Source organism: Flavobacterium sp. HBTb2-11-1, assembly GCF_009826975.1.
Lineage (GTDB): Bacteria > Bacteroidota > Bacteroidia > Flavobacteriales > Flavobacteriaceae > Flavobacterium.
The window spans coordinates 198,942-222,849 of the sequence record NZ_WUMO01000004.1 but is presented as its reverse complement, the minus strand read 5'-3'; the positions used below and the strand labels follow the sequence as shown (position 1 = coordinate 222,849).

Here is a 23,908-nt window from a genome sequence, read left to right as displayed (position 1 = left end):
TTAATATTTTTTAAATGATTAAACTTATTGAAGTTTAAAATTGTTTCACTTTCAAGTTTCACGTTTTAGGTTAAGCGCGTAACTTGAAACCTTAAACTTGAAACTATAGAAACAAAAAACTATTCTGCTTTTAAGCGTAAATGATTGATTACTTCTTTAGGAGATTCGTAATCGAATTTAATTTTATCGTTTTCTTTTACTTTCTGAACACCTTCAAGTAAGATTTTATCATTTTCTGTAATACCACTTTTGATTACGTATAAATCAGGAATTTCTCCTGTAATTGTAATCTCTCTAGAGCTTACTTTGTTATCCTTACCAACTACAAAAACATATTTTTTGTCCTGAATTTCGTAAGTCGCTTTTTGCGGAATAACAATGGCATTTTTAAGAGGCACATTCATCTGAACTTGTCCAGTCTCCCCATTTCTAAGTAATTTTCCAGAATTAGGGAATCTTGCTCGGAAAGCGATATTTCCAGTTTCATTATTGAATTCACTTTCAATAACCTCAACATTTCCTTTTTCTTTAAAAAGCTCTCCGTTAGCCAAAACTAAATTCACTTTGTTATCGGCACGGTCTTTAATGTGCGTTTCGTAACTAATGTATTCTGGTTCAGAAACATTGAAATAAGCAAACATCTGGCTGTTGTCTGAAAGGCTTGTCAATAGTTCTCCTTCGTCAATTAAACTTCCTAGTTTTAAAGGAATACGGTCGATTGTCCCATCAAATGGAGCTCTGATTTCTGTGAATGACAAATGAAGTTTTGCTAATGATACTTCAGCTTTTGCAGATTGCAGTTTTGCCTGCGCTACACTTAATTCGTTTTTAGAAACGATATTCTTGTCTGCCAATAATTTAGCATTTTGCAATTCGATTTCTGCCGATTTTTGTTCAGACTGCGCTTTTAATAATTCAGCCTGATACATGTTCGGCATAATTTTAAACAACAGTTGTCCTTTTTTTACAAACTGTCCTTCGTCAACATATATATTTTGTAAAAACCCTTTTTCTTGGGCACGAAGCTCGATATTTCGAACCGATTTTATTTGTGAAACGTATTCTTTGGTAAACGAAGTATCAATTCTAACCGGATTAGTAACGGTAAATTTTTCAACTTCTTCTTTTTCTTCTTTTTTAGATGTACAGCTCGTTAAGCACACCAAGGCCATTAAGCCTGTGAACACAATGATTTTTTTCATGATTTAGTTTGGAAATTAAGCGATTGAATGCTTTTGGAATAAAAATTCCTTTTGGATGTTAAATGCATCAGCCGACCTTAGTCCAGACCTTAACCTTTATATAAGCAGAAGTAGAAAATATACAACAGCAAGATACGCAGAGATCAAAACTCAGGTAACCGATGTATACTGTAAAATCAAATTCTTAATACTCGTTGAGTAATATAGATAGGATTTGAATGCCCGAAGACAGGCGTAGAAAATTTTAAACGATTAGAATCATTCGCTGCAGACTGATCTGAAAGTGCCAGATACAAAGCGTCTACCAAACTATACGAAGCAGTAAAATACTTGTTCGTTAGTAAATTAGTGTCATCACCGCCAAGAAAATCCTCTTCAATATCAACATCAGCAACGTCTTCAATTATAGAACTGCCTCGATCTTGATTGGTAAATTTAACCCTGTGTTTTTGCAGATGATGGTGATTATGAGGACCAAAAGTATTGGCATTCAAATATTGGCCTCCGCCAAACAGAAGCATATTCATGAATACTAAAAATACGATTAAATTTCTCATTTCGGTGCGAAAGTAATAAAAGAATTAAAACAAAAAAAGATTTTTTAACAAGCTTTAACAGTTAGATAAAATGAAAACGTTTTCGGTAACTTTTTACATGAAGATTAGATGAAGAAAAATATTATTTTATTCAAAAAAAATACATATAAACAACTACAATACAATCATTTATAAAAACGAAATGAAATTTTATTTTTAAATTTTAATTTGCATTATTGTAAATTCTTGACCAGCTTTTACAAACATTTTATGAGTATCTATAAATCCTATTTTTTCATAAAATGTTTTTTTATTACTTCTGGCGTTACACCAGACTTTTTCTATTTTTTTACTTTTTGCAAATTCCAATATATATTCTAAAAGATATGAAGCAATGCCTTTTCCTTGATATTCTTCTAAAGTCGCCAGTTTTCTAAACTGCATTTCTTTTCCTTCAATAAAACATGAAACTATAGAAACTAATTTGTCTTCTTCAAAAACACCAAAATGAAATCCTGAATCGTCTTCTTCCAGCTGTACAAATTCAAAAGGCTGGTCGGGCCACATTACTTCATGCCTAATTTGCCAGGTATCGGATGCTTTTATTGTTCTAATTTCCATAACTTTTATAAAATCTTTTCAAAAATAACTCATTTTAATCTGATTAGGAAAGCAAACTCAAAAAACGAACAGATCTAGCTATCAAAACTTTACAAGAAAATAAATCAGACAAATCGTTCAATTCTAATCAATTATGTTTATTTTTATGCTACCAAAATCAAATAAGATCCTTATGAAAAAATTCTTTTTAGCAGCATTTTTATGTTTTTGTGTAAATGGATTTGCGCAATTAATACAAGTTGGACCGCAGTTTTCGACCAATATTACTTCTGTTGATGCAAAAAACTTTAGCTCCGACCATACCAATACAGGAATTGGTTTTGCCGCTTTTGCTCGAGTAAACCTTACTGTTTTTTATGCACAGGGCGAATTTGGCTATGCTCAAACTAATTTCAGCGTTTTTCAAGATGGAGTTGGAGAAACCGAATTTAAATTGTCTGGTACTGATGCTACTTTAATCGCCGGTTTTAAAATTATTCCGCTTGGAAAAATAGGAAATGTGAGAGTTTTTGCGGGGTACAATTGGAAGAATTATTCGGACATAAACCCAAGCAATAATCTAAATCATATAGCATTTGAAAGAAACAATCACAGTGTGCTTGGAGGTGTTGGAGTTGATGTCTGGAGACTTACGTTTGATGTAAGATATCTTGCTGGATTAACTGATATCGATGCTTCTGGTGGAGAAATTAAAACTGGAATAACTAGCCTTTCACTTGGATTTAAATTTTTATAAAACATAAAACAAAAAAAAGGGAATCAAATGATTCCCTTTTTTTAGATCTTAACGTAATAACTTTCTTCGTTATCATTATTTATCTTTCGTATTCCTTCTTCTGTTTTTACTGCCACATTTACTACATGCAATATGTTTCCTTTATCATTTAGACTACAGTTCCAAATTGTTCCGTCTGAAAGGATGATTTCTGAGAATACTGATGCAGTGCAGTTTGCATCATTATAAACTAAATTCTCTGTTTTTAGAAGTTTCTTTACTTTTGTTTTTTTGTCTACTTCATAAAACGCTATTTCATTTTCTTTGATCTCAATTAATTCGTCAAAACTAGATTGATTGGCATTATCTGCCGTAGCTGCAGACCAAACTGGCTGATTCCCTGTTCGCTTCCAAGTTCCAATGGCTTGGCTTAAAATTTCTTTTCTCAAAAGGCTACGTAAAGTATCCACTTTATTTACAGCATCTTTTCCAATTTCATTGTCTGGTTTAATCTTTGCTGCTAAAGAAAATAAGTCGATCGCTTTTACAAACTCGGCTTTTTTGTAGTAAGAAACAGCTAATTCATATTTGCTTTTTTGAAATGCTGTTTTTTGGTCATTCTGTCCAAAGAACTTGAATGTACTTAGTAATACAATCAGTGCAAATGTTTTTTTCATTAAATTTTGTAGGTTTTTTATTATTTCACAAACCTAATCTTTTTTAAAGAAATTCATTTACGGTTTTCCGTATTTTTGATTATTATTAATGATTCAAAACAAACAATGTTATTTTATTAAATACAACACAACATTGTTAACAAATTTATTAATAATAACCCAATCTATTTAACAAGTAAAACATTGTTTTCTGGCGTTGCATCCATAAAAATCCCCCCATCCAGCTGAATTTGCAGTATTTTTTTTGTGCTTTTCAAAATGATTTTAGCCGTTTTCTGATTTTTTTCCCAAATTGCTGGTGTTTGATGTAAGATTACTTTCGATTTATCAGCGTAAGTAATTACAACGTCAAACGGAATGGCAAAACCTCCAATGTTTTCTACTGTTATCATTTTCTTGTCAGCAGAAATACCTTTTACTGCGATATCTAAATAATTGTTGGTAAAGAACCAATTATTAAAAAACCAATTTAAATTTTTACCTGTTGAGGTATTAAATGAATTAAAATAATCCCACGGAATTGGATGTTTTCCATTCCAGGTATCCATATAATAATGCAAAGCTTTTTTGAATAAGTCGTCGCCCAATAAATCTTTCAGAGCCAGATAAGAAAGAGAAGCTTTTCCATAAGAATTATTTCCGTATCCTGCTCCAGAAACCTGTGTAGACATTGTGATAATAGGCTGATCTTCTTCTGAAGATCGGTCGTTTATATATTGCTTTACTCTGAATTCTTTATAAAAGTTATCTGCGGCCTCTTTTCCATGCTCAGCAATCCCGATTAAATATTCGAAAGTTGTTGCCCATCCTTCGTCCATAAAAGCATAACGCGTTTCATTAATTCCCATATAAAAAGGGAAATAAGTATGTGCTACTTCGTGATCTTGGACTAATTGCGCAAAAACAGGATCTCCCATTTGTGAGTCGTTGCACATCATAGGGTATTCCATATCAGCAAAACCTTGAAAAGCCGTCATCTTAGAAAACGGGTAAGGAACTCCTGGCCAATTATTAGAAAACCAATCTAAAGCATATTGATTGTTTTTTACAGAATTTACAAAGTCTGTTCCTTTAATATCGTAAGCCGCCTGAATACTCGCGCGTCGATTTGTTTTCTTGTCTACAATTACACTGCTGGCATCCCATAAATAATGGTCACTTAGACCAAAACATACATCTGTGATATTTTTAGCTTCAAATTTCCAAACATTCCAATCGTACTGTTTGGTTACGATACCGCTTTTCATTTCTTGCTCGTTAGCGATATGCAAAATTTCATCTGTTGTATAAGATTTCTTCAAACGCGATGCAAATTCTGGCTGTAAAACCTCATCTGGATTTAATAAATCACCAGTTGCGTAAACCACATAATTTTTTGGTGCTTTTACAAAAAAAACATAATCGTTAAAGTCATTATAGAATTCCTGACGGTCGGTGTGCGGCAATCTGTCCCAACCATTGTAATCGTCAAAAACCGAAACTCTCGGATAGCTATAAGCTACAAAGAAAGTAGTTTCGTCAATCTGACCTTCTCTTCCGCTCTCTTTAGACAAAGGATAATTCCACTCAATATTTATAGTGGTTTTTGAACGTGGTAGAATCGGTTTTTGCAATTTTACATTCCCAACTGTTCCCCAATTTTTAGCATCTTCTTTATAGACTTCATTTTCTATCTTTAATGAAGTAATCGTCAATCCGTCGCTTAAAAAATCGCTGCTTACATCGCTTCCTCGAGACGAAGTGGGTTTATGAAGATTATTTACAAAACGGATAACTAAATTTCTTAGCGTATCCTTGCTATTGTTCTCGTAAATAATAGTTTCTGTGCCTGAAACCAATCTGGTTTTAGGATCAACAGAAATTTCCATATTATATTTTCCGCGGTTCTGCCAATAGTTTACGCCAGGTTTCCCGTCTTTAGAACGTGTTCCGTTTTCGTAGGCTTTTTTTATATTTCTCGGCATATAAAGCTCTTGAGCAATAGTATCTTGGGCAAAAAGAACAAATGCTATTAATGCAAATTGCAAAAATCTCTTTTTCATAATGATTCTTAGGTCTTTAAATTGTTTGGTATATAACTAAGACTGCTTTTTTAAAATAATGTTACAAATTTAGTTATTAATTGTAAATTGTTAATTGTGAAATGTAAAATGTGAAATGTAAGTTGTGAGATGTAAAAATCTTATTATACTTCAAACCTCTTACTTTTCACTTTTCACTTTTCACTTTTCACTTTTTCACAAGAAAAGAAAAACCGTTTGTCACCAAAAGCAACAAACGGCATCTACAATTAATATATAACCTTGATGACTACAAAATATAATCTGTATTAATAAAATTCGATTCTTTGCTATTAAGCAATTCCTGCAGAATCTCATTATTATAATCGATATCTTTTGAAGCTACAAACGTACGGATTGAGAATGAACGCAAAGCATCTGGAATACTCAAAGTTCCTACTGCAGAATCTTTTCTTCCTGTAAAAGGGAAAGCATCTGGACCTCTCTGGCAAGAACTGTTGAGGTTTACTCTACAAACTAAATTTACCAAAGCATCAATTAGCGGAGCAAGAGTTTTGATGTCTTTACCAAACAAACTTACTTGCTGACCGTAATTTGATTCTGCCATATCTTTCAATGGTTCTTTAATATCTTTGAAAGAAAGCACAGGAACAACTGGCCCAAACTGCTCTTCATGATACACACGCATTTCTTTGTTTACTGGATAAAGAACTGCAGGGAAAATATAATTATCAGTATGTTTTCCTCCTTTTTCATTGATCACTTTTGCTCCTTTATGAACAGCATCATCAATTAATCCTTGAATATATTTTGGCTTATCTGTTTCTGGAAGCGGTGTTAAAGAAACTCCTTTTTCCCACGGATTTCCGAAAACCAAACTGTCTACTTTCTCTGCAAAACGTTTATTGAATTCTTCTCTAATAGATTCGTGAACATATAAAACTTTCAATGCTGTACAACGCTGACCGTTAAAAGACAAACTTCCTGTAATACATTCTTGAATAGCCAAATCTAAATCGGCATCTGGAAGAATAATCGCTGGATTTTTTGCTTCTAAACCTAAAATTAGACGTAATCTGTTTTTGTTTGGGTGCTGATCTTGTAAAGCAATCGCCGATTTACTGTTTCCGATTAATGCTAAAACATCAATTTTTCCAGATTTCATAATCGGAGAAGCTACTTCACGTCCTCTACCGTAAACAATATTAATTACCCCTTTTGGAAAACTGCTTCTGAAAGCTTCCAACAATGGCGAAATACATAAAACACCGTGTTTAGCAGGTTTGAAGATTACAGTATTTCCCATAATCAAAGCTGGAATCAGCAATGAGAAAGTTTCATTTAAAGGATAATTATATGGCCCAAGACAAAGTACAACTCCAAGAGGTCCACGACGAATCATAGCGTTTACTCCCTGAACTTTTTCAAAGTGCGAACTGCGTCCGTTTAATTCTTTGTAGCTTGCAATAGTATCGTAAATATACTCTACTGTTCTGTCGAATTCTTTTTGCGAATCTCCCAATGATTTTCCGATTTCCCACATTAAGTATTTTACCACTTCTTCGCGGGTTTCTTTCATTTGCTTCACAAATTTTTCCATACATTTAATACGATCCACTACTTTCATAGTCGGCCATAAACCTTGCCCCATATCGTATGCATTGGTAGCAGCTTCGACAACTTCTGCTGCTTCTTTTTCTCCCATAAAAGGAATAGATCCTAATAAGGTTGGCGTATATTTTTCTGTTGAAGAAATAGTAGAAAACACAGGTGTGGTTTGCCCTGTCCATTGTTTCAATTCTCCATTTACAAGATAAGTATCTTGATTTATCAGCGCATTAATCTGATATTCTTCTGGTATAAAACTCATAATTTGGTTTGTTTAATGGTCTGGTAATTCTATTTTCAAAAGAAAAAAGAGGCTTTTTTATTGCCTCTTCTTCTTTTATGGTTGTACTGTTTCACCTTCCCAATCTAGGATTCCTCCAAGCAGATTGTAGGCATTTTCGATACCTAATTCGTTCATTATCTGACATGCTTTTGCACTTCTCGCCCCAGAACGACAGTATACGTAATAATTTTTATTTTTGTCTAATTCTTCTATTTCATAGATAAATGCCTGCCCTTTATTGATATCAATGTTTAGAGCATTCTCAATGTATCCGTCATTAAATTCGTCTTCAGTTCTTACATCAAGTATAACTGCATTTTCGTCAGCCTGTAACTGAGCAAGCCAATCTTCTTGTGATAAATTCATAGTAAAATGTGTTTTTGTAAAATTACGACGTTTCTATATATAAAAAACGTACCAAATGCGATTTCGATTATTATTCTCAGAAAACGTTTTAGAGAAAGTATTATAATCAGTGAATTACAAATTTAGTTACTATTTTTAAAAATTCAGCCTACAAAATCGATAGAAAATGGGATTTCTTCATTTACACAGAATTACTCATAAATCTAGTTTTCTGACAATTATTCCCATTTCAAACCATTATCTTTGTAATCAAATACATTTTTTAATTCGATTTTGACAAATATATTAGCCACAAATTGCACCAATTCTCACGAATTCATTAGTGGCAATTCGTGCAATTCGTGGCAAAAAAAAACACACAATGCAACAATCATTAAAAACCATATTTCCTAATTTCTCTAACGAACTTATCGCTACGATTGAAGAAAACGGAAGCCTTCAGGATTTTGAAGCCGGAACCATTTTAATGCGTACCGGACAGTACATTAAAAATACAGTTCTGATTATTAAAGGAAAAATTAAAATCTATCGCGAAGGCGAAGATGGCGGAGAGTTTTTAATGTATTACCTGCAGCCTGGACAAGCCTGTGCCATATCGATGATCTGCACGGCAAAAAGCGAAAAAAGCCAGATTATGGCAAAAGTGGTCGAAGATGTTACCGTGATGATGATTCCGCTGCAATTGATGGACAAATGGATGATGGAACACCGTTCTTGGTACGAATTTGTTATCGAAACCTATCGAAGTCGTTTTGAAGAGGTTCTCGAAGTAGTTGATAATATTGCCTTCCGTTCGATGGATGAAAGATTAGAATTTTATTTAAAAAGACATTCTGATGCCTGCGGCTGTTCTGAAGTAAATTTATCGCATCAGGAAATCGCAACTGAATTGAACACTTCACGCGAAGTAGTTTCCAGATTACTCAAAAAAATGGAACAGCGTGGTCTAGTCAAACTCAACCGAAACCAGATTGAATTATTAAAATAAAGTTTTTAGTCACGAATTCACGAATTAGCGCTAATTTTATTTTAAATTCCACGGATTAGCTAATTTGCTTTCGTTTAGATTGTAAAAAATAAAATTCGTGAATTCGTGGCTAAAAAAAATCTTCTGTGATAAATGTTACTGTAGAATTCTAATTTCCGAAGCAACTTTGCATTAAAATAAATGCAATGGAATATTTAGGATTTTTCGCCTCAATCATAATCGGAATCACACTTGGCTTAATTGGCGGCGGTGGTTCTATTCTGACAATTCCAATTTTAGTTTATTTATTTAAAGTCAATCCCGATCAAGCGACTTCTTATTCCTTATTTATTGTCGGATTAACAGCGTTATTTGGAAGTTACAGCCATTATAAAATGGGAAATCTAAAACTGAAATCAGCTTTGTATTTTGCGGTTCCTTCGGTTGTTTCTATTTTGATAATCCGCGAAGTAATCTTTCCGCAAATTGCATCGACTTTGTTTTCTGTCGCTTCTTATACGGTTTCAAAAGATTTTCTGATCATGATTATCTTTTCAATTTTAATGATTACAGCGGCCATTTCAATGATTAAAAAAAATGAGCCCAAAATAAAATCAGCAGAAACCAATTATTCGCAGCTAAGCTTAATAGGATTCTTAGTCGGAATTGTAACTGGATTTCTTGGCGCTGGCGGCGGATTTCTGATTATTCCTGCCCTTCTTTTTTTCGCTAATCTTCCAATGAAACAAGCCGTTGGAACTTCATTATTAATCATTACCATAAACTCGTCAATAGGTTTTGCAGGCGATTTATATATCGGAACACCTATAGATTATACTTTTCTAATGAGCGTTTCAGCCATGGCTTTAATCGGCATGTTTATTGGGAGCCAACTTTCTAAAAAAATAGACGGCACAAAATTAAAACCTCTTTTCGGATGGTTCGTTCTCATAATGGGATTTTATATTATTGCTAAAGAAGTCCTATTCTAACAGCAATTCAAAAAATTTATTTAGTTTCACTTGTAGAGTAATCTTTGTCAAAGCATTATGCTCTGACAAAGATGAAACTAAAACTTTTAGAGTTCTCCGAATTTATCTTTATAACGTTCCAATTCTATTTCGGTTCTAGAAAGCAGTTTTTCTAATAATTGGATTTTATCTTCATAAAGTTCTTTTATAATCGAAGTGTTATCGGCATTAATTAAAATACTGCCGTTATTATTTCCATTTATTTTATTGAAACTATTAAAATATTTGTCGTAATCAAAACTAATTATATCCTCTACGCTTACATCTAAAATCTTCCCTATCTCAACCAGTTTTTCATAACTCAAAGAAGTTTTTCCTTTTTCAATTTTACTGTAGCCCGCTTGGGTTACACCTAATCTTTCCGCCATATATTCCTGAGTGTAATTTTTTAACTCTCTAATGTTTTTAATCTTGCTTTTAATTGTTGTGGCCATAATTTTATTCTGATTTGGGATCATGTATAGTTAAAACAGCCAGCCGTTAATTTGTAACGACTTAACTATACTTATTTTTGGGTATTTGTTAAGCTACTTCATAATGAACACTATGACTTAGCGTTTTGTTAATTTTCTTTTTTTGATAATAAAATAACCATATATCAATGCTGCCATTATGAAAAAAGTATCATAACGGAAAATATCAAATACAAACATCTCTGATTTTTTCTTAAGCAGTTTTTTGTATACTGCGTTCAAATTGAAGATCTAAATAACTATCGATCTGCTTGCCAATTAACACGCGGTCTTCTGGCTCAATTTTAGTTCTTATTTCATTCTGGTAAATATCTTTAACAAAAACAAAATATACAAACTCGTCTTTATTACCAAACCTGGCGATTATAATAAATGCATAGCATAAAAGCGCAGGAATAATGTAATACAAGTCCATTAAATTGGAAAACAGCATGCAATAATACGCAACAGTTGTTACAGCTATAAAAGCGCCATTTTCTAGAAAATATTTTCTCTTTTTTTTGAGCAGTCCGAGCTCTTTGATTTCATCAAATTGATACTGCCAGTTTTTAGATTTATAACAAAACCTAACCTCGTCGGAAAAAATTGTTAAAGGCATAAATTCAGTAGGTAAAATAGATTTAAGTTTTAGTAAAAATCGTATCCAAAAATTCTTTTAGGGGGAAAAAATTCTTAGATACGCAATATTAAGCATTAACTGCTTTTTTTTTCGGCAATACAGCTTATAGAATATAACTGTTGGTTGTAATTAAATCTTTTGTAAAAATTGCCTTATGGTTTTTTACTGCTAAATATGCTAATTAATAGAAAATATTATTATGGCGTTTTCGCCGCGGCGAACGGGCTATCCGCTAAATTCCCGATTAACAAAAACTACGGCTAAAAAAGCCTTGTTTTTCTAAATCGGGAGATACCGCTTCTATCCCTAACGCAGACTCAGGTAAAATGACGTTTTGTTTTTAATATTTTCAATCAATTGCCTTCAGCTTTAGCTGGAGGAAAAAAATGTATACAAAAAAAGCTTTAGCCAAAAACCGCAAAGTTTGGCTAAAGCCCAATTTCAAATTCAACAAAAAACCTCCAGTTAAAACTGGAGGCAATTGATTTGATATTAAAGGAATTAAAATTCGTGTATTTCATAGTTACAAAATTCAGAATTCCATTCAAATCAAAATAAAAATTCGTGATCCCGATAGTTATCGGGAGTGGCTATAAAAAAATCAATGCTCCCCATACCCTACATCATCCATTTTACCACTAAAAACTCGATATTGAATTATAAAATAAACAATCACCAGAAATAAAGCGATAAAAAACCAACTTAAACCAGCGTTTAATCCGTATTCGTGAGCAGCAGTATTATAAATCGTTAATGACGGATTTACTTTATTGGTTGAAGGCAACACATTTGGAAAAATCGAAACCGCTGTAGAAGCAAATCCTCCAACTAAAAACAAAGTCGAAAACAAAAATCCGTGACCATCTTTTTTGAAAGAACGAACTTTGAATAATCCCGCAATTCCAACAAAAGTCATTAAAGGAAAAAACCAAAGAATCGGGTTTTCAACAAAATTATGAAATGGTTTCGGCTCAATAAAGTGCCAAATGCCCAAAGAAATAAATACTAAAACAAGTAACACAAAGTTCAGTCTAAAAACAACATTTTTCAATTTCGGATTTAGCGCCGAATTTGTTTTATAAATAATCCAGTTTGCGCCATGAATCGTCAATGCGACAACACTCACAATTCCTAAGAAAAGCGTAAACCAATCAATAATTCCCAATTCATTCGCTTGCGGACTAAAAGTTGGATTCCATAAAGGCAGAAAGAAATAATGCGCTTCTTGCGTTGAAACGCCATTTTGCACCATTCCGAGGTTGACACCGCGAACGATATTTCCAAGAGCAATTCCGAAGAAAAGAGCCAAAAGCAGACTCGCAATTCCGAAAGCTTTATCCCAAATTGCTTCCCACATATGATTATGAATCTGCCCACGCATTTCAAGTCCGATAGCGCGAAAAATCAAGAGCCATAAAATCATAATCAAAGGCAAGTAAAATCCACTGAAAGACGAAGCGTATAAAGTTGGAAAAGCAAAAAACAAAACGCCTCCAGCTGCAATCAGCCAAACTTCATTGGCATCCCAAAATGGACCAATCGAATTGACAATTACTTTTTTATCTCTTTCTGTATCGGCAAAAAATAAATGAATAATTCCTGCACCAAAATCATAGCCGTCTAAAACGAGATAAACAGCCAAAATTCCCATTAAAACTACGTACCAAAAAAATTCCATACTTATATTTTTTCTGTTGAAAGTTCCACATGACGCGGACCTTTATTGATAATTTTTCCAATCAAAAGCAAAAACAGCATTCCCAGTAAAAGGTATAAACCAATAAATCCAAGCAATGTAAACAATGTATTTCCTGACGAAACTGTTGGTGAAGCTCCAGATGCTGTTCGCATTAAATTATAAACCAGCCAAGGCTGTCTTCCTAATTCTGCCGTGTACCAGCCTGTAGTATTGGCGATGTACGGAAATGGCATCATAAACATAAGCGACCATAAAAGCCATTTGGTTTCAAAAAGTTTTCCTCTTATTAATTGGAAAAGAGAAATTACCATCAAACCGATAAACACAGTTCCGAGTCCGACCATAATATGATAAGCATAATACAATCCAGAAATATTGGTCGGATGCAAGTCTTCTTCAAACTGATCTAAACCTTGAATTTCCTGATCCCAATTTCCGTAAGTCAGGAAACTTAAAATATTTGGAACAGCGATTTTATTATCCAGTTTTTTATCTTTTACGTCTGGCTGCCCGATTAAGACAATCTCTGAACCTTTCTTTTCGGTATGAAAAATCCCTTCCATTGCAGCAAAAGTCACAGGTTGATATTTCACCACATTTTTAGCAGCTAAATCTCCCGTTGGAACCGCCACAATAATGCTCGAAATCAATCCGAAGATTACTCCTGTTTTCAAAAACAATTTCCCGAAAGAAACATTCTTTTTGCTTAAAATATAGAAAGCTCCAATTCCAGCCACAACAAAAGAACTTGTAACTAAAGAAGCTGCTTGATTGTGCAGATATGAAGGCCAAAGCCACGGATTTAAGAATAAAGCTTGAAAATTATTCAATACAAATTTCCCGTTTTCCAGAATTTCGTAACCCACAGGATTCTGCATCCATGAATGTGTGGCAATGATTAAAAATCCGCTGGCCCAAGAACCAATCATAATTAATAATCCGGTTACAAAATGCCATTTATGTCCCAGAAGTTTTTCTCCAAACAAAAATAAACCTAGGAAAGACGATTCTAGAAAGAAAGAAAACATTCCTTCCATTGCCAATGTCTGACCGATGATTCCACCCGTTAATTCGGAGAATTTCGCCCAATTGGTTCCAAACTGAAACTCCATCGGAATTCCGGTTACAACGCCCATTGCAAAATTGAGAGCGAAGATTTTCATCCAGAAATGAGTGGCGTGATTGTATTGTTCGTCTTGAGTTTTTAGATATTTCCACTTGAAGTACACAATAATGAGCGAAAGACCCATTGTAAGTTGCGGAAAGAGATAATGAAAAGTAATCGTGAAGGCAAATTGCATTCGATCATAAAAGAGCATTTCTTCCATAATGGTAATTTGTTTATGAAGTTCCACAAATTTAACCATTAGAACCCGAATTAACGCCCTTTAAAAAAAGTTTATCGCTTGATATTTGTTAAACTTTTCAACAATTTAAAGGGTAGAAATGACACTTGTTGTTTTTTGAGTTACGTACAGTTTGTCATTTCGACCGAAGGGAGAAATCACACTAGTGGCTCGACAAAGATTAGCGATATTCTTTGCGGAATCCCGCGTGTGATTTCTCCCTTCGGTCGAAATGACAAGATTGCGTATAGATTTACATGATCAAAAACATAATCCATGGTTTCAACCACGGGAAACGTATTGTGATATGCATTGTGTTCCTGCGGTTGAAACCGCAGGCTATGTTTGATTTTGATTGCGTGGTATTATTGGTTATTTTTCTAAAATCCCCTTTTCAACACTTTCGTTAATTAACCCTTCGGCATAATTCCAGATCGATTTTGAACCTTCTTTAATAACGCTTTTCTTTTCGTACACTTTATCGTATTTCACTCCAAACTCTTTCCAAGTTCCGCCATTGTTAGATGTGTTCTGCAATAACGGTTCAAGTCTGTCCATAGATTTTGCAAATTTGGCTTCGTTGGTTTCTCCAGCTTCAAATTCTTCCCAAATGGCAATTAATTCTTCAGCTTGTTTTTTAGGCAATAAACCAAAGATTCTATTTGCGGCCAAACGTTCTTCATCTGTATTCGAATGATTTTTCACTGTATCATAAATAAATACATCGCCAGCATCTATTTCTACAATATCATGAATCAAAACCATTTTTACGACTTTCAAAACATCAATCGGTTCATTTGAATGTTCTGCCAAAACAATTGCCATCAAAGCCAGATGCCAGCTGTGTTCTGCGTCATTTTCGCATCGGTCGCTGTTGAATAATTTGGTCTTGCGCTGAATGTATTTTACTTTATCAATTTCTTTTATAAAAGCAATCTGATCCAATAAGTTTTGTGTGTTCATTTTCTTTTTTGTTTTGAAATGACATTCGTCATATGCAAAATTAAAGCTTAAAGCGTAATTGCTCCACTTTAAATTTAATTTATCTCAACTGAATATGACAAACACCACATTTTTTTACACAAAAACCTAATTTCTGTAACATTAGTCACCTATTTTTTTAAAAAACAAGACTACCTTTGTCTTCCATTATTTTTATTACTGAATCATGAAAATAGAACAAATTTACACCGGATGCCTTGCTCAAGGTGCATATTATATTACTTCAAATGGCGAAGCGGCCATTATTGATCCGCTTAGAGAAATTCAGCCTTATCTGGATCGTTTAGAGCGCGACGGAGTGAAACTGAAATACATTTTTGAAACGCATTTTCACGCCGATTTCGTTTCTGGACACGTTGATTTAAGCAAAGAAACAGGAGCGCCAATCGTTTACGGACCAAATGCTGCTTGCGAATTTGACTGCATTTCTGCAAAAGACGGACAAGAGTTCAAAATTGGAAAAGTAACCATTAAAGTATTGCACACTCCAGGCCACACTATGGAAAGCTCTACTTTTTTACTGATTGATGAAAACGGAAAAGATCACGCCATTTTCTCGGGAGACACTTTATTCATTGGAGATGTTGGACGTCCAGATTTAGCTCAAAAAGCAGCTGGAATGACACAAGACCAGTTGGCTGGAATTTTATTTCATTCGTTAAGAGACAAAATCATGACGCTTGCCGATGATGTAATCGTTTATCCTGCCCACGGTGCTGGAAGCGCTTGCGGAAAAAACATGAGCAAAGAAACCGTTTCGACAATAGGAAATCAAAAAGCTACCAATTATGCTTTGCGTGCTAACATGACCGAAAAAGAATTTATCAAAGAAGTTACCGATGGTTTATTGCCTCCTCCAGCCTATTTCAGCATGAACGTGGCAATGAACAAAGGCGGTTACGAAAGCTTTGAAACTGTTTTACACAACGGAATGAGAGCTATAAATGTAAAAGATTTTGAAGCTGTTGCTGAAGAAACTGGTGCTTTAATTCTAGATACAAGAAGTGCTGCCGATTTTAGTAAAGGATTTATTCCGCAGTCTATCAATATTGGAATCAACGGTGATTTCGCTCCATGGGTTGGAACTTTAATTGCAGATGTAAAACAGCCAATTATATTGGTTACTGCAGCTGGTATGGAAGAAGAAACTGTTACTCGTTTAAGCCGTGTTGGTTTTGATACTATTGTCGGACATTTGGAAGGCGGATTTGAGGCTTGGCAAAATGCAGGTTTCGAAATTGACACTATAAACAGAATCTCTGCAGAGCAATTTGCAAATGAATTTAAATTTGGAGAAGATAAAGTGGTTGATGTCCGTAAAGAAACAGAATACGCCGCAGAACATATAGATGACGCTTACAGCAAACCTTTGGCTTATATCAATGACTGGGTAAAAGACATTAATCCAAATGAACATTTTTACTTGCATTGTGCAGGCGGTTATAGAAGCATGATTGCAGCTTCTATCCTTCAGGCAAGAGGTTTCAGAAATTTTTCTGAAGTTGAAGGCGGTTTTGGAGCAATTTCGAAAACCAATGTTCCAAAATCAGATTTCGTTTGTCAGAGTAAAACATTAAAATAAATTTTTAAGGTACAGAGATGCAAAGGTGCAAAGCGACAAAGCTTTTTCCTTTGAACCTCTGCCCCTTTGAACCTTTGAACCTAAAAAAAATGAGTTTATTAGAAATCATTAAAGAACCTTGGCCTTGGTACGTTGCAGGCCCTTTGATTGGATTAACAGTTCCAATTTTATTAATTATCGGAAATAAATCTTTCGGGATTAGTTCTTCGCTTCGTCATATTTGTGCGGCTTGTATTCCTGCAAATATTTCATTTTTTAAATACGACTGGAAAAAAGAAAGCTGGAATCTATTCTTTGTTCTTGGAATATTTTTCGGAGGTTTTATTGCTGCTCATTTTTTATCGAATCCAAATCCGGTGGAAATTGCTCCTGAATTATCAGAGAAATTAGCCACCTACGGAATCACAGATCATACAGGTTTAGTTCCTGCACAATTATTTTCTTGGGAAAGCTTATTAACGCTTCGCGGATTCATTATGATTGTAGTGGGCGGATTCTTAGTAGGTTTTGGAACTCGTTACGCTGGCGGGTGTACAAGCGGACACGCGATTATGGGATTATCAAACTTACAATGGCCATCATTGGTAGCAACTATCTGCTTTATGATTGGCGGTTTTGTAATGGCACTTTTGATTTTACCTTATATTCTTTCACTTTAAAATTTCAAAAATGAGTTTAGAAAATAAAAATATAGACGGCGAAGGAATTAACGCAAGCCAGAAAAAAGAAACGGTATTCGCAAACTTAAAATACTTAATCGTTGGAATCTTTTTCGGAATTGTATTCGTAAAAGCAGAAATCATCAGCTGGTTCCGTATTCAGGAAATGTTCAATCTCGAATCATTTCATATGTATGGCGTAATCGGATGCGCTGTCGCAGTTGGATTAATATCGGTACAATTGATTAAAAAATTCAATATCAAAACTCTTGATGGCGAAAAAATCGAAATTCAACCAAAAACTTTCAATAAAGGTCAAATCTACGGCGGATTATTATTCGGTTTCGGTTGGGCCATTACTGGAGCTTGTCCAGGTCCGCTTTTTGCTCAAATCGGTACGGGAGCAACTGTAATTGTAGTTACTTTGGTTAGCGCCATTGCTGGAACTTGGCTATATGGTTTGATTAAAGATAAATTGCCTCATTAAAAAATGAATACAACAGAAAAGCTATCTCTTAGAAAAGCAAATCTTTCAGAAATACCTCAAATCTGGGAAATCCTGCAAGATGCTATCGAACAAAGACGACTAGATGGAAGCACACAATGGCAAGATGGTTATCCGAACGAACTTTCTATTAAAAGCGATATCGAAAAGGATTACGGATATGTTTTTACAGAAAACGAATCGATTCTGGCTTATGCGGCTATTATTTTTGACAAAGAACCTGCTTACGAAAATATCGAAGGCAAATGGCTTACTGATGGCGATTACACTGTTGTGCATCGTGTAGCCGTTTCAAAATTGGCAAAAGGAAAAGGCATTGCAACAAAATTATTCCAAAGCATTGAAGGTTTGTCTGTCGAAAATAATATTTACAGCATAAAAGTAGACACCAACTTCGATAATACTCCGATGCTGAAAATTTTAGACCGATTAAAATATACGTATTGCGGAGAAGTCTATTTTAGAGGCTCTGCAAGAAAAGCATTTGAAAAACGATTGATGTAAAAACACAATCCATAAATTGATAACCCGACATTTTAAAAATCTGTCGGGTTATTTTTTTAGATATGGCAAATCAAACCTGAAACTTGAAACCTGAACAAATAAAAACCATAATTTTTTTCTTCATCAATTTTTAATTTCATTTCGTTAAGTTTGCTTTAAATAAAAAGTCCCATACATATATGAACCGCTCCGAGCAATTAACCAAACTACGAAATACCGAAAAATGGGACGTAATAATAATTGGCGGAGGTGCAAGCGGTCTCGGAACGGCAGTTGACGCAGCAAGCCGCGGTTACAAAACCATTTTGTTTGAAGCTGTTGATTTTGCAAAAGGAACTTCTAGCCGAAGCACCAAATTGGTTCATGGCGGAGTGCGATATTTAGCGCAAGGAGATGTGCATTTGGTTCGAGAAGCATTAAAAGAACGAGGTTTATTAGCACAAAACGCCGCTCATTTAGTGAAAAACCAATCGTTTGTAATTCCGAATTATCATTTGCTTAGCGGTTATTTCTACACTATCGGATTAAAAATTTATGATCTTTTATCAGGCTTTTTAAGTTTAGGAAGTTCTAAATATCTTTCAAAAAAGAAAACTATCGAAATGCTTCCAAACGTTGAAGAAAAAGGTTTGGTCAATGGCGTTATTTATCATGATGGTCAATTTGATGATTCTCGTCTGGCAATTAATCTTGCTCAAACAGCTATAGAAAACGGAGCTTGTCTTTTAAATTATATAAAGGTTGTAAATTTATTGAAAGACGATAAAAACCAAATTATTGGCGTTCAGGTTCAAGATCAGGAAAGTGGAATTAGCTATGATGTAAAAGGTTCTGCCGTAATAAATGCGACAGGAGTTTTTACAAACGCTATCATGAAATTAAATGATACGGTTTATAAAAAATACATTGTTCCAAGTCAGGGAATTCATTTGGTTCTTGATAAATCTTTTTTGCCTGGCGAAAATGCTTTAATGATTCCGAAAACAAAAGACGGGAGAGTTTTGTTTGCAGTTCCGTGGCATAACCGAATTGTTGTTGGTACAACTGATACTTTAATAAAAAAACAAAGTTTAGAACCTATTGCATTAGAGAGCGAAATTCAATTTGTATTGGAAACAGCCCAACGTTTTCTCGCCAAGAAACCAACCAGAGCTGATGTATTATCCGTTTTTGCAGGTTTGCGCCCGTTGGCTGCACCGAAAGAAGAAGGCAAAAGCACCAAAGAAGTTTCTAGGAGCCATAAAATTATAGTTTCTGAAACAGGTCTTATTACTATTACGGGAGGAAAATGGACAACTTACCGAAAAATTGCTGAGGACATTATAGATAAAGCTATCAAAACAGGGAAATTGCAGAAGAAAGAATGTGCTACCGAACATCTTTCTATTCACGGAAACCGTCCTACTAATTCTTTCGATAGAGAAAATCACCTTTATATATATGGTACAGATATTCCAAAAATAATCGAGTTGCAGGAAAGTGAACCTGAGCTGAAAGAAAAATTGCATCCTGATCATGAATTTACAATGGCAGAAGTCGTTTGGGCTATTCGTTTTGAAATGGCAAGAACAGTTGATGATATTTTGGCAAGGCGCGTTCGTTTATTATTCTTAGATGCCAGGGCTGCAATTGAAGTATCGGAGAAAACGGCAAGAGTAATTGCAAAAGAATTAGGTCATGATGAAGCTTGGATATACGTCGAAATGGCAAATTTTAAGCAAATTTCGAAAGGTTTTCTTCTTTCAGAATTCAGATAAATGGCAAATTCAACTGATTTTGAGGATTTTCTGCTTTACCATTATCTTACAAAAACTAAGTTATAAAGTGTTTTGAACCCAATCGAACTGTAGTCTTTAAAAAATCATTAATTCGCAATGTATCAATAGATTATATTTAAAAAATACTTTAATTTTAGCATCAGAAAACCAACCTTTTACGTTCCTTTCAAATTCACTTAAACGTATTAACAAAAAATTAACACAACATTTGTATATACAACTATTAAAAGTTATACATTTGTATATACAAATTATACACTTACGACTATGACAATTGAAGAGGTTATTAAGAGTACGGTTAAGATGGATAATGCGAAAAAAGTTATTCTGAATATCATGTACACGCAAAATGTGATTCAGGATCATTTCAGCGAGTTGATTAAACCGTATGATCTATCTGGAGAACAGTATAATGTGTTGCGTATATTAAGAGGACAAAAAGGGAAACCTGCCAATATGTGCGTGATACAAGAGAGAATGCTTGCGAAAACGAGCAACACAACACGTTTGGTAGACAAATTATTATTGAAAGATTTTGTGACGCGAAATGTTTGTCCGGATAATCGAAGAAAAATTGAAGTTTCGATTACGCAAAAAGGATTGGATGTTTTAAAAGAATTAGATCCAAAAGTTGATGAACACGAACAAATGTTTGCAAATAATTTAAAACCAGAAGAATTAGTTTTCTTAAATCAATTATTAGAAAAATATAGAACCAACAAATAAAATAATAAAAAACTATGAGCAATTTCTTAGAAAATCAAAATTGGAGATACGCAACTAAACAGTTTGACGCTTCAAAAAAGATATCTGATGCAGACTTAAATACGTTAAAAGAAGCGGTTAGATTAAGTGCATCTTCATACGGATTACAACCTTATAAAGTTGTTATTGTTGAAAACCCAGAATTAAGAGAAAAACTAAAAGGCGCAGCTTGGGGACAAACTCAAATTACAGACGCTTCTCACCTATTCATTTTTGCAAACGACTTAAACCTTGATGCAGGTTCTGTTGACAAATATATCAGCAATATCAGCGAAGTAAGAGGCGTTCCTACAGAAGCTTTAGGCGGATTCAGCGATATGATGAAAAATGTAATCGCTAATTTATCTGAAGACGCAAAACACATTTGGACAGCAAAGCAAACCTATTTAGCTTTAGGAAACTTATTAAACGCGGCCGCTGAATTAAAAATTGATGCAACGCCAATGGAAGGTTTCAATGCTGCTCAATTTAATGAAATCTTAGGCTTCGATAAATTAGGTTTAAACGCTTCAGTTATTGCAACTGTAGGTTACAGACATGATGATGACAAATCTCAGCACCAGAAAAAAGTTAGAAAATCACACGAGGAATTATTTATCACTATATAATTATTTATTAATCAAATTCAAATTTAATTTTAAAAACATGAAAAATTTAAAAACTATTGCAATAGCATTATTCGTAGCTGCAGCTGGAATTTCAGTAAACGCTCAAACTAAAAAAATCGACGTAAAAGCATCTACAATTAAATGGGTAGGTAAAAAAGTAACTGGAGAGCACTCAGGAACTGTAAACTTCAAAGAAGGAGCTCTTGTTTTCAAAGGAAAAAAATTAGCTGGCGGTAACTTTACAGTTGACATGACTTCATTAACGTCTACAGATTTAACTGGAGAATACCAAGGAAAATTAAACGGTCACTTAAAAGCTGACGATTTCTTCGGAACTGACAAATTCCCAACTTCAAAATTAGTTTTCAAAACTATCGGTGCAAAATCTGCTGACGTTTACACTGTAACTGCAGACTTAACTATCAAAGGAATTACTAAACCTGTAACTTTTGATATCACTGTAAAAGGAAACACTGCTACAACTGCTTTCAAAGTTGACAGAACTAAATATGATATTAAATACGGTTCAGGTAGCTTCTTCGACGGTTTAGGAGACAAAACTATCAATGACGAATTCGAATTGGCTGTAGCTTTAAAATTCTAATATTTCAGTCTTACTAATTCAGAAATACAATAAACCCCAGCAGTATAAAACTGTTGGGGTTTATTTTTTATAAGCTTTTCAGAAACTTAACATTCTTAATAATATAGTAACTCTTTCGTAATAAGTATCAGGACTTTGATTAACATACGGCTTCTAATTTTGGGACAATTAAAAAAGTCAAAAACTAGAAATTAAAATCATAGTTATGAAAACAAAACTACGTATTGCATGCATAACCTTCATTATCAGCTTTTTCATACACGCACAACAACAGCCAAAAGGAATCATTGGTTCTTCAAACTGGATGACTAACTGGACAAGCTTTAAACCTGCTGGTAACGACTATGGAGAAGCAACCAATATAATTGCTGGAACAATTGATAAAGACACTCGATTAGTAAAGCGTAATATTTATCATTTAGTTGGTGTTGTGTACGTTACAAACAATGCAACTCTAACGATCGAGCCTGGAACGGTTATAAGAGGTGATGATAAAACTTGCGGAACTCTTGTCATCACAAATGGTTCTAAAATAGTGGCTGAAGGACTAGAAACTGACCCCATTGTTTTTACCTCTGAAAATGAAATAAACAACAGAAAACCAGGCGACTGGGGCGGAATTATTATTTTAGGAAAAGCTCCGATAAACTCTTTAGGAGGAATTCACACTTTGCCTTTCGATTTAGATCCAACTTTAAATCATTACGGAGGACAAGATTCAGAAGACAATTCAGGAGTTATGAAATATGTGAGAATTGAATATGCCGGCAGAAAATTAAGTGCTTCAAAAGAATTAAACGGTCTTTCTCTTGCTGGTGTTGGGAGAAAAACAGCCATCAGCCATGTTCAAATCAGTTATTCAAATGACGATTCTTTTGAATGTTATGGTGGCGATTTGAATCTGAGCAATTTAATTTCGTACCGAACAACTGATGATGATTTTGATTTTACGCAAGGGGCTCAAATTAATATATCAAATAGTATTGCGATTCGCCATCCGTTTTCTTCAGATATTTCAGGATCAAGATGTTTTGAAGTAGATTCGTATGAGAAAATTGCCAATACAGACATGACTAAAAAAATGACGAAAATTAATGCAACCAATATTACATTGGTTAATTTGGAAGAAAACAATCAAGGTTTGGTTAGAGAATCTGCTTACATTAAAGAAAATACTTTCTTCAACTTAACGAACAGTGTAGTTTCTGGATTTTCTCCTTTTATTTTATTGGAAGGAAATATCGGAAACGGCGAAGCCAATTTATCTAAAATTAGTTTCAAAAACGTTGTGGCAAACAATTGTACAGGCGAAATTGAAAGTGAATCTGGAAGCAATATTCCAGGTATAAAAAGCTATTATGGAAACCCAATATTCGGAATAGAATATACAAAAATGAAACTTAACGAGCTGTTTACACTTCCAAACATCAAAGGAAATCCAGATTTTAGATTAAACATAAACAACATGATAGCAATTGGCAATTAAGGAGTTATAAAAGTGCTTCGAATCAAAATTTAACAAATTTCACCGATTCGAAAAGATTTTTTTCAAATTTTATGTACTCTAATTAAAATTACATTTATATCTTTGTCACATCAAAATAAAGAAATGAGAACAATTTTAAACAATACTTGGTGGTGGAGCAATTTACGTCAGACGTCGTGAACGAAGCTTCCTATGGTATTGTAAGAAATATAAAAATATAAAGGGCTTGTCATCACGACAAGCCCTTTTTT

The 23,908-nt window shown here is 34.1% G+C and carries 24 protein-coding genes; 12 read left to right on the top strand and 12 right to left on the bottom strand.

Going from position 1 to position 23,908, the window contains the following annotated elements:
• Positions 1-119 precede the first annotated feature (119 nt).
• From GR162_RS10445 to GR162_RS10435, 3 genes are all read right to left on the bottom strand, one after another.
• A complete protein-coding gene (locus tag GR162_RS10445; RefSeq protein WP_160782098.1) occupies positions 120-1,202 on the bottom strand; it encodes an efflux RND transporter periplasmic adaptor subunit in 1,083 nt (360 codons plus the stop codon).
• Between the two features lie 176 nt (positions 1,203-1,378).
• A complete protein-coding gene (locus GR162_RS10440) occupies positions 1,379-1,759 on the bottom strand; it encodes a hypothetical protein (RefSeq protein ID WP_035691999.1) in 381 nt (126 codons plus the stop codon).
• Positions 1,760-1,954: 195 nt separating this feature from the next.
• Complete coding sequence (locus GR162_RS10435) at positions 1,955-2,359, bottom strand: GNAT family N-acetyltransferase (protein WP_160782097.1); 405 nt, start codon at positions 2,357-2,359, stop codon at positions 1,955-1,957.
• Positions 2,360-2,531: 172 nt separating this feature from the next.
• Here GR162_RS10435 and GR162_RS10430 point away from each other — a divergent pair, with 172 nt between their 5' ends.
• On the top strand, positions 2,532-3,095 hold the full coding sequence (locus GR162_RS10430) for a porin family protein (protein WP_160782096.1): 564 nt from the start codon (positions 2,532-2,534) through the stop codon (positions 3,093-3,095).
• A gap of 41 nt (positions 3,096-3,136) precedes the next feature.
• Here GR162_RS10430 and GR162_RS10425 read toward each other — a convergent pair whose 3' ends face one another.
• The 4 genes from GR162_RS10425 to GR162_RS10410 all read right to left on the bottom strand — a co-directional run bounded on the left by GR162_RS10425 (position 3,137) and on the right by GR162_RS10410 (position 8,029).
• Positions 3,137-3,751 carry a hypothetical protein gene (locus tag GR162_RS10425; protein ID WP_160782095.1) on the bottom strand — a complete coding sequence of 205 codons (615 nt, stop codon included), beginning with the start codon at positions 3,749-3,751 and terminating at the stop codon, positions 3,137-3,139.
• 164 nt (positions 3,752-3,915) lie between these two features.
• Positions 3,916-5,793: a M1 family metallopeptidase gene (locus tag GR162_RS10420; RefSeq protein WP_160782094.1), complete on the bottom strand. Its 1,878-nt coding sequence runs from the start codon at positions 5,791-5,793 to the stop codon at positions 3,916-3,918.
• A 268-nt stretch (positions 5,794-6,061) separates the two neighbouring features.
• Entirely contained in the window at positions 6,062-7,642 is a 1,581-nt protein-coding gene (locus GR162_RS10415; RefSeq protein WP_160782093.1) for an NADP-dependent glyceraldehyde-3-phosphate dehydrogenase, read from the bottom strand.
• Positions 7,643-7,717: 75 nt separating this feature from the next.
• Positions 7,718-8,029 carry a rhodanese-like domain-containing protein gene (locus GR162_RS10410; protein ID WP_160782092.1) on the bottom strand — a complete coding sequence of 104 codons (312 nt, stop codon included), beginning with the start codon at positions 8,027-8,029 and terminating at the stop codon, positions 7,718-7,720.
• Between the two features lie 361 nt (positions 8,030-8,390).
• Here GR162_RS10410 and GR162_RS10405 point away from each other — a divergent pair, with 361 nt between their 5' ends.
• Complete coding sequence (locus GR162_RS10405; RefSeq protein WP_160782091.1) at positions 8,391-9,017, top strand: Crp/Fnr family transcriptional regulator; 627 nt, start codon at positions 8,391-8,393, stop codon at positions 9,015-9,017.
• Positions 9,018-9,202: 185 nt separating this feature from the next.
• Complete coding sequence (locus GR162_RS10400; protein WP_160782090.1) at positions 9,203-9,988, top strand: sulfite exporter TauE/SafE family protein; 786 nt, start codon at positions 9,203-9,205, stop codon at positions 9,986-9,988.
• 86 nt (positions 9,989-10,074) lie between these two features.
• Here GR162_RS10400 and GR162_RS10395 read toward each other — a convergent pair whose 3' ends face one another.
• From GR162_RS10395 to GR162_RS10375, 5 genes are all read right to left on the bottom strand, one after another.
• Entirely contained in the window at positions 10,075-10,461 is a 387-nt protein-coding gene (locus GR162_RS10395; protein WP_008468283.1) for a helix-turn-helix transcriptional regulator, read from the bottom strand.
• 232 nt (positions 10,462-10,693) lie between these two features.
• On the bottom strand, positions 10,694-11,098 hold the full coding sequence (locus GR162_RS10390) for a hypothetical protein (RefSeq protein WP_160782089.1): 405 nt from the start codon (positions 11,096-11,098) through the stop codon (positions 10,694-10,696).
• Positions 11,099-11,720: 622 nt separating this feature from the next.
• Complete coding sequence (gene cydB / locus GR162_RS10385) at positions 11,721-12,797, bottom strand: cytochrome d ubiquinol oxidase subunit II (RefSeq protein WP_160782088.1); 1,077 nt, start codon at positions 12,795-12,797, stop codon at positions 11,721-11,723.
• 2 nt (positions 12,798-12,799) lie between these two features.
• Positions 12,800-14,146, bottom strand: a complete 1,347-nt coding sequence (locus GR162_RS10380; protein ID WP_160782322.1) for a cytochrome ubiquinol oxidase subunit I — start codon at positions 14,144-14,146, stop codon at positions 12,800-12,802.
• Positions 14,147-14,536: 390 nt separating this feature from the next.
• The gene (locus tag GR162_RS10375; RefSeq protein WP_160782087.1) at positions 14,537-15,127 is read right to left on the bottom strand and encodes an HD family hydrolase; all 591 of its coding nucleotides are present in this window, start codon (positions 15,125-15,127) and stop codon (positions 14,537-14,539) included.
• Positions 15,128-15,332: 205 nt separating this feature from the next.
• Here GR162_RS10375 and GR162_RS10370 point away from each other — a divergent pair, with 205 nt between their 5' ends.
• The 9 genes from GR162_RS10370 to GR162_RS10330 all read left to right on the top strand — a co-directional run bounded on the left by GR162_RS10370 (position 15,333) and on the right by GR162_RS10330 (position 23,657).
• Positions 15,333-16,748 carry a rhodanese-like domain-containing protein gene (locus GR162_RS10370; RefSeq protein WP_160782086.1) on the top strand — a complete coding sequence of 472 codons (1,416 nt, stop codon included), beginning with the start codon at positions 15,333-15,335 and terminating at the stop codon, positions 16,746-16,748.
• Between the two features lie 89 nt (positions 16,749-16,837).
• Positions 16,838-17,407 carry a YeeE/YedE family protein gene (locus GR162_RS10365; protein WP_160782085.1) on the top strand — a complete coding sequence of 190 codons (570 nt, stop codon included), beginning with the start codon at positions 16,838-16,840 and terminating at the stop codon, positions 17,405-17,407.
• A gap of 10 nt (positions 17,408-17,417) precedes the next feature.
• Positions 17,418-17,894, top strand: coding sequence for a DUF6691 family protein (locus GR162_RS10360; protein WP_160782084.1), 477 nt, complete (start codon positions 17,418-17,420; stop codon positions 17,892-17,894).
• 3 nt (positions 17,895-17,897) lie between these two features.
• Entirely contained in the window at positions 17,898-18,416 is a 519-nt protein-coding gene (locus GR162_RS10355; protein ID WP_160782083.1) for a GNAT family N-acetyltransferase, read from the top strand.
• Positions 18,417-18,595: 179 nt separating this feature from the next.
• Entirely contained in the window at positions 18,596-20,173 is a 1,578-nt protein-coding gene (locus tag GR162_RS10350) for a glycerol-3-phosphate dehydrogenase/oxidase (protein WP_160782082.1), read from the top strand.
• Positions 20,174-20,461: 288 nt separating this feature from the next.
• Positions 20,462-20,920, top strand: a complete 459-nt coding sequence (locus GR162_RS10345) for a MarR family winged helix-turn-helix transcriptional regulator (RefSeq protein ID WP_160782081.1) — start codon at positions 20,462-20,464, stop codon at positions 20,918-20,920.
• 14 nt (positions 20,921-20,934) lie between these two features.
• On the top strand, positions 20,935-21,567 hold the full coding sequence (locus tag GR162_RS10340) for an NAD(P)H-dependent oxidoreductase (protein WP_091133486.1): 633 nt from the start codon (positions 20,935-20,937) through the stop codon (positions 21,565-21,567).
• Positions 21,568-21,604: 37 nt separating this feature from the next.
• Positions 21,605-22,171, top strand: a complete 567-nt coding sequence (locus tag GR162_RS10335) for a YceI family protein (protein ID WP_129745283.1) — start codon at positions 21,605-21,607, stop codon at positions 22,169-22,171.
• A 205-nt stretch (positions 22,172-22,376) separates the two neighbouring features.
• Complete coding sequence (locus tag GR162_RS10330) at positions 22,377-23,657, top strand: hypothetical protein (protein WP_160782080.1); 1,281 nt, start codon at positions 22,377-22,379, stop codon at positions 23,655-23,657.
• The last annotated feature ends 251 nt before the right edge of the window (positions 23,658-23,908 follow it).

Bases quoted from the DNA above. Each gene is read 5' to 3' on its own strand.
- GR162_RS10355 (WP_160782083.1), top strand. From the start codon at position 17,898: ATGAATACAACAGAAAAGCTATCTCTTAGAAAAGCAAATCTTTCAGAA.
- GR162_RS10420 (WP_160782094.1), bottom strand. From the start codon at position 5,793: ATGAAAAAGAGATTTTTGCAATTTGCATTAATAGCATTTGTTCTTTTT.
- GR162_RS10330 (WP_160782080.1), top strand. From the start codon at position 22,377: ATGAAAACAAAACTACGTATTGCATGCATAACCTTCATTATCAGCTTT.
- GR162_RS10395 (WP_008468283.1), bottom strand. From the start codon at position 10,461: ATGGCCACAACAATTAAAAGCAAGATTAAAAACATTAGAGAGTTAAAA.
- GR162_RS10340 (WP_091133486.1), top strand. From the start codon at position 20,935: ATGAGCAATTTCTTAGAAAATCAAAATTGGAGATACGCAACTAAACAG.
- GR162_RS10345 (WP_160782081.1), top strand. From the start codon at position 20,462: ATGACAATTGAAGAGGTTATTAAGAGTACGGTTAAGATGGATAATGCG.
- GR162_RS10445 (WP_160782098.1), bottom strand. From the start codon at position 1,202: ATGAAAAAAATCATTGTGTTCACAGGCTTAATGGCCTTGGTGTGCTTA.
- GR162_RS10350 (WP_160782082.1), top strand. From the start codon at position 18,596: ATGAACCGCTCCGAGCAATTAACCAAACTACGAAATACCGAAAAATGG.
- GR162_RS10335 (WP_129745283.1), top strand. From the start codon at position 21,605: ATGAAAAATTTAAAAACTATTGCAATAGCATTATTCGTAGCTGCAGCT.
- GR162_RS10430 (WP_160782096.1), top strand. From the start codon at position 2,532: ATGAAAAAATTCTTTTTAGCAGCATTTTTATGTTTTTGTGTAAATGGA.
- GR162_RS10415 (WP_160782093.1), bottom strand. From the start codon at position 7,642: ATGAGTTTTATACCAGAAGAATATCAGATTAATGCGCTGATAAATCAA.
- GR162_RS10440 (WP_035691999.1), bottom strand. From the start codon at position 1,759: ATGAGAAATTTAATCGTATTTTTAGTATTCATGAATATGCTTCTGTTT.
- GR162_RS10405 (WP_160782091.1), top strand. From the start codon at position 8,391: ATGCAACAATCATTAAAAACCATATTTCCTAATTTCTCTAACGAACTT.
- GR162_RS10370 (WP_160782086.1), top strand. From the start codon at position 15,333: ATGAAAATAGAACAAATTTACACCGGATGCCTTGCTCAAGGTGCATAT.
- cydB (WP_160782088.1), bottom strand. From the start codon at position 12,797: ATGGAATTTTTTTGGTACGTAGTTTTAATGGGAATTTTGGCTGTTTAT.
- GR162_RS10390 (WP_160782089.1), bottom strand. From the start codon at position 11,098: ATGCCTTTAACAATTTTTTCCGACGAGGTTAGGTTTTGTTATAAATCT.
- GR162_RS10410 (WP_160782092.1), bottom strand. From the start codon at position 8,029: ATGAATTTATCACAAGAAGATTGGCTTGCTCAGTTACAGGCTGACGAA.
- GR162_RS10360 (WP_160782084.1), top strand. From the start codon at position 17,418: ATGAGTTTAGAAAATAAAAATATAGACGGCGAAGGAATTAACGCAAGC.
- GR162_RS10425 (WP_160782095.1), bottom strand. From the start codon at position 3,751: ATGAAAAAAACATTTGCACTGATTGTATTACTAAGTACATTCAAGTTC.
- GR162_RS10380 (WP_160782322.1), bottom strand. From the start codon at position 14,146: ATGGAAGAAATGCTCTTTTATGATCGAATGCAATTTGCCTTCACGATT.
- GR162_RS10375 (WP_160782087.1), bottom strand. From the start codon at position 15,127: ATGAACACACAAAACTTATTGGATCAGATTGCTTTTATAAAAGAAATT.
- GR162_RS10365 (WP_160782085.1), top strand. From the start codon at position 16,838: ATGAGTTTATTAGAAATCATTAAAGAACCTTGGCCTTGGTACGTTGCA.
- GR162_RS10400 (WP_160782090.1), top strand. From the start codon at position 9,203: ATGGAATATTTAGGATTTTTCGCCTCAATCATAATCGGAATCACACTT.
- GR162_RS10435 (WP_160782097.1), bottom strand. From the start codon at position 2,359: ATGGAAATTAGAACAATAAAAGCATCCGATACCTGGCAAATTAGGCAT.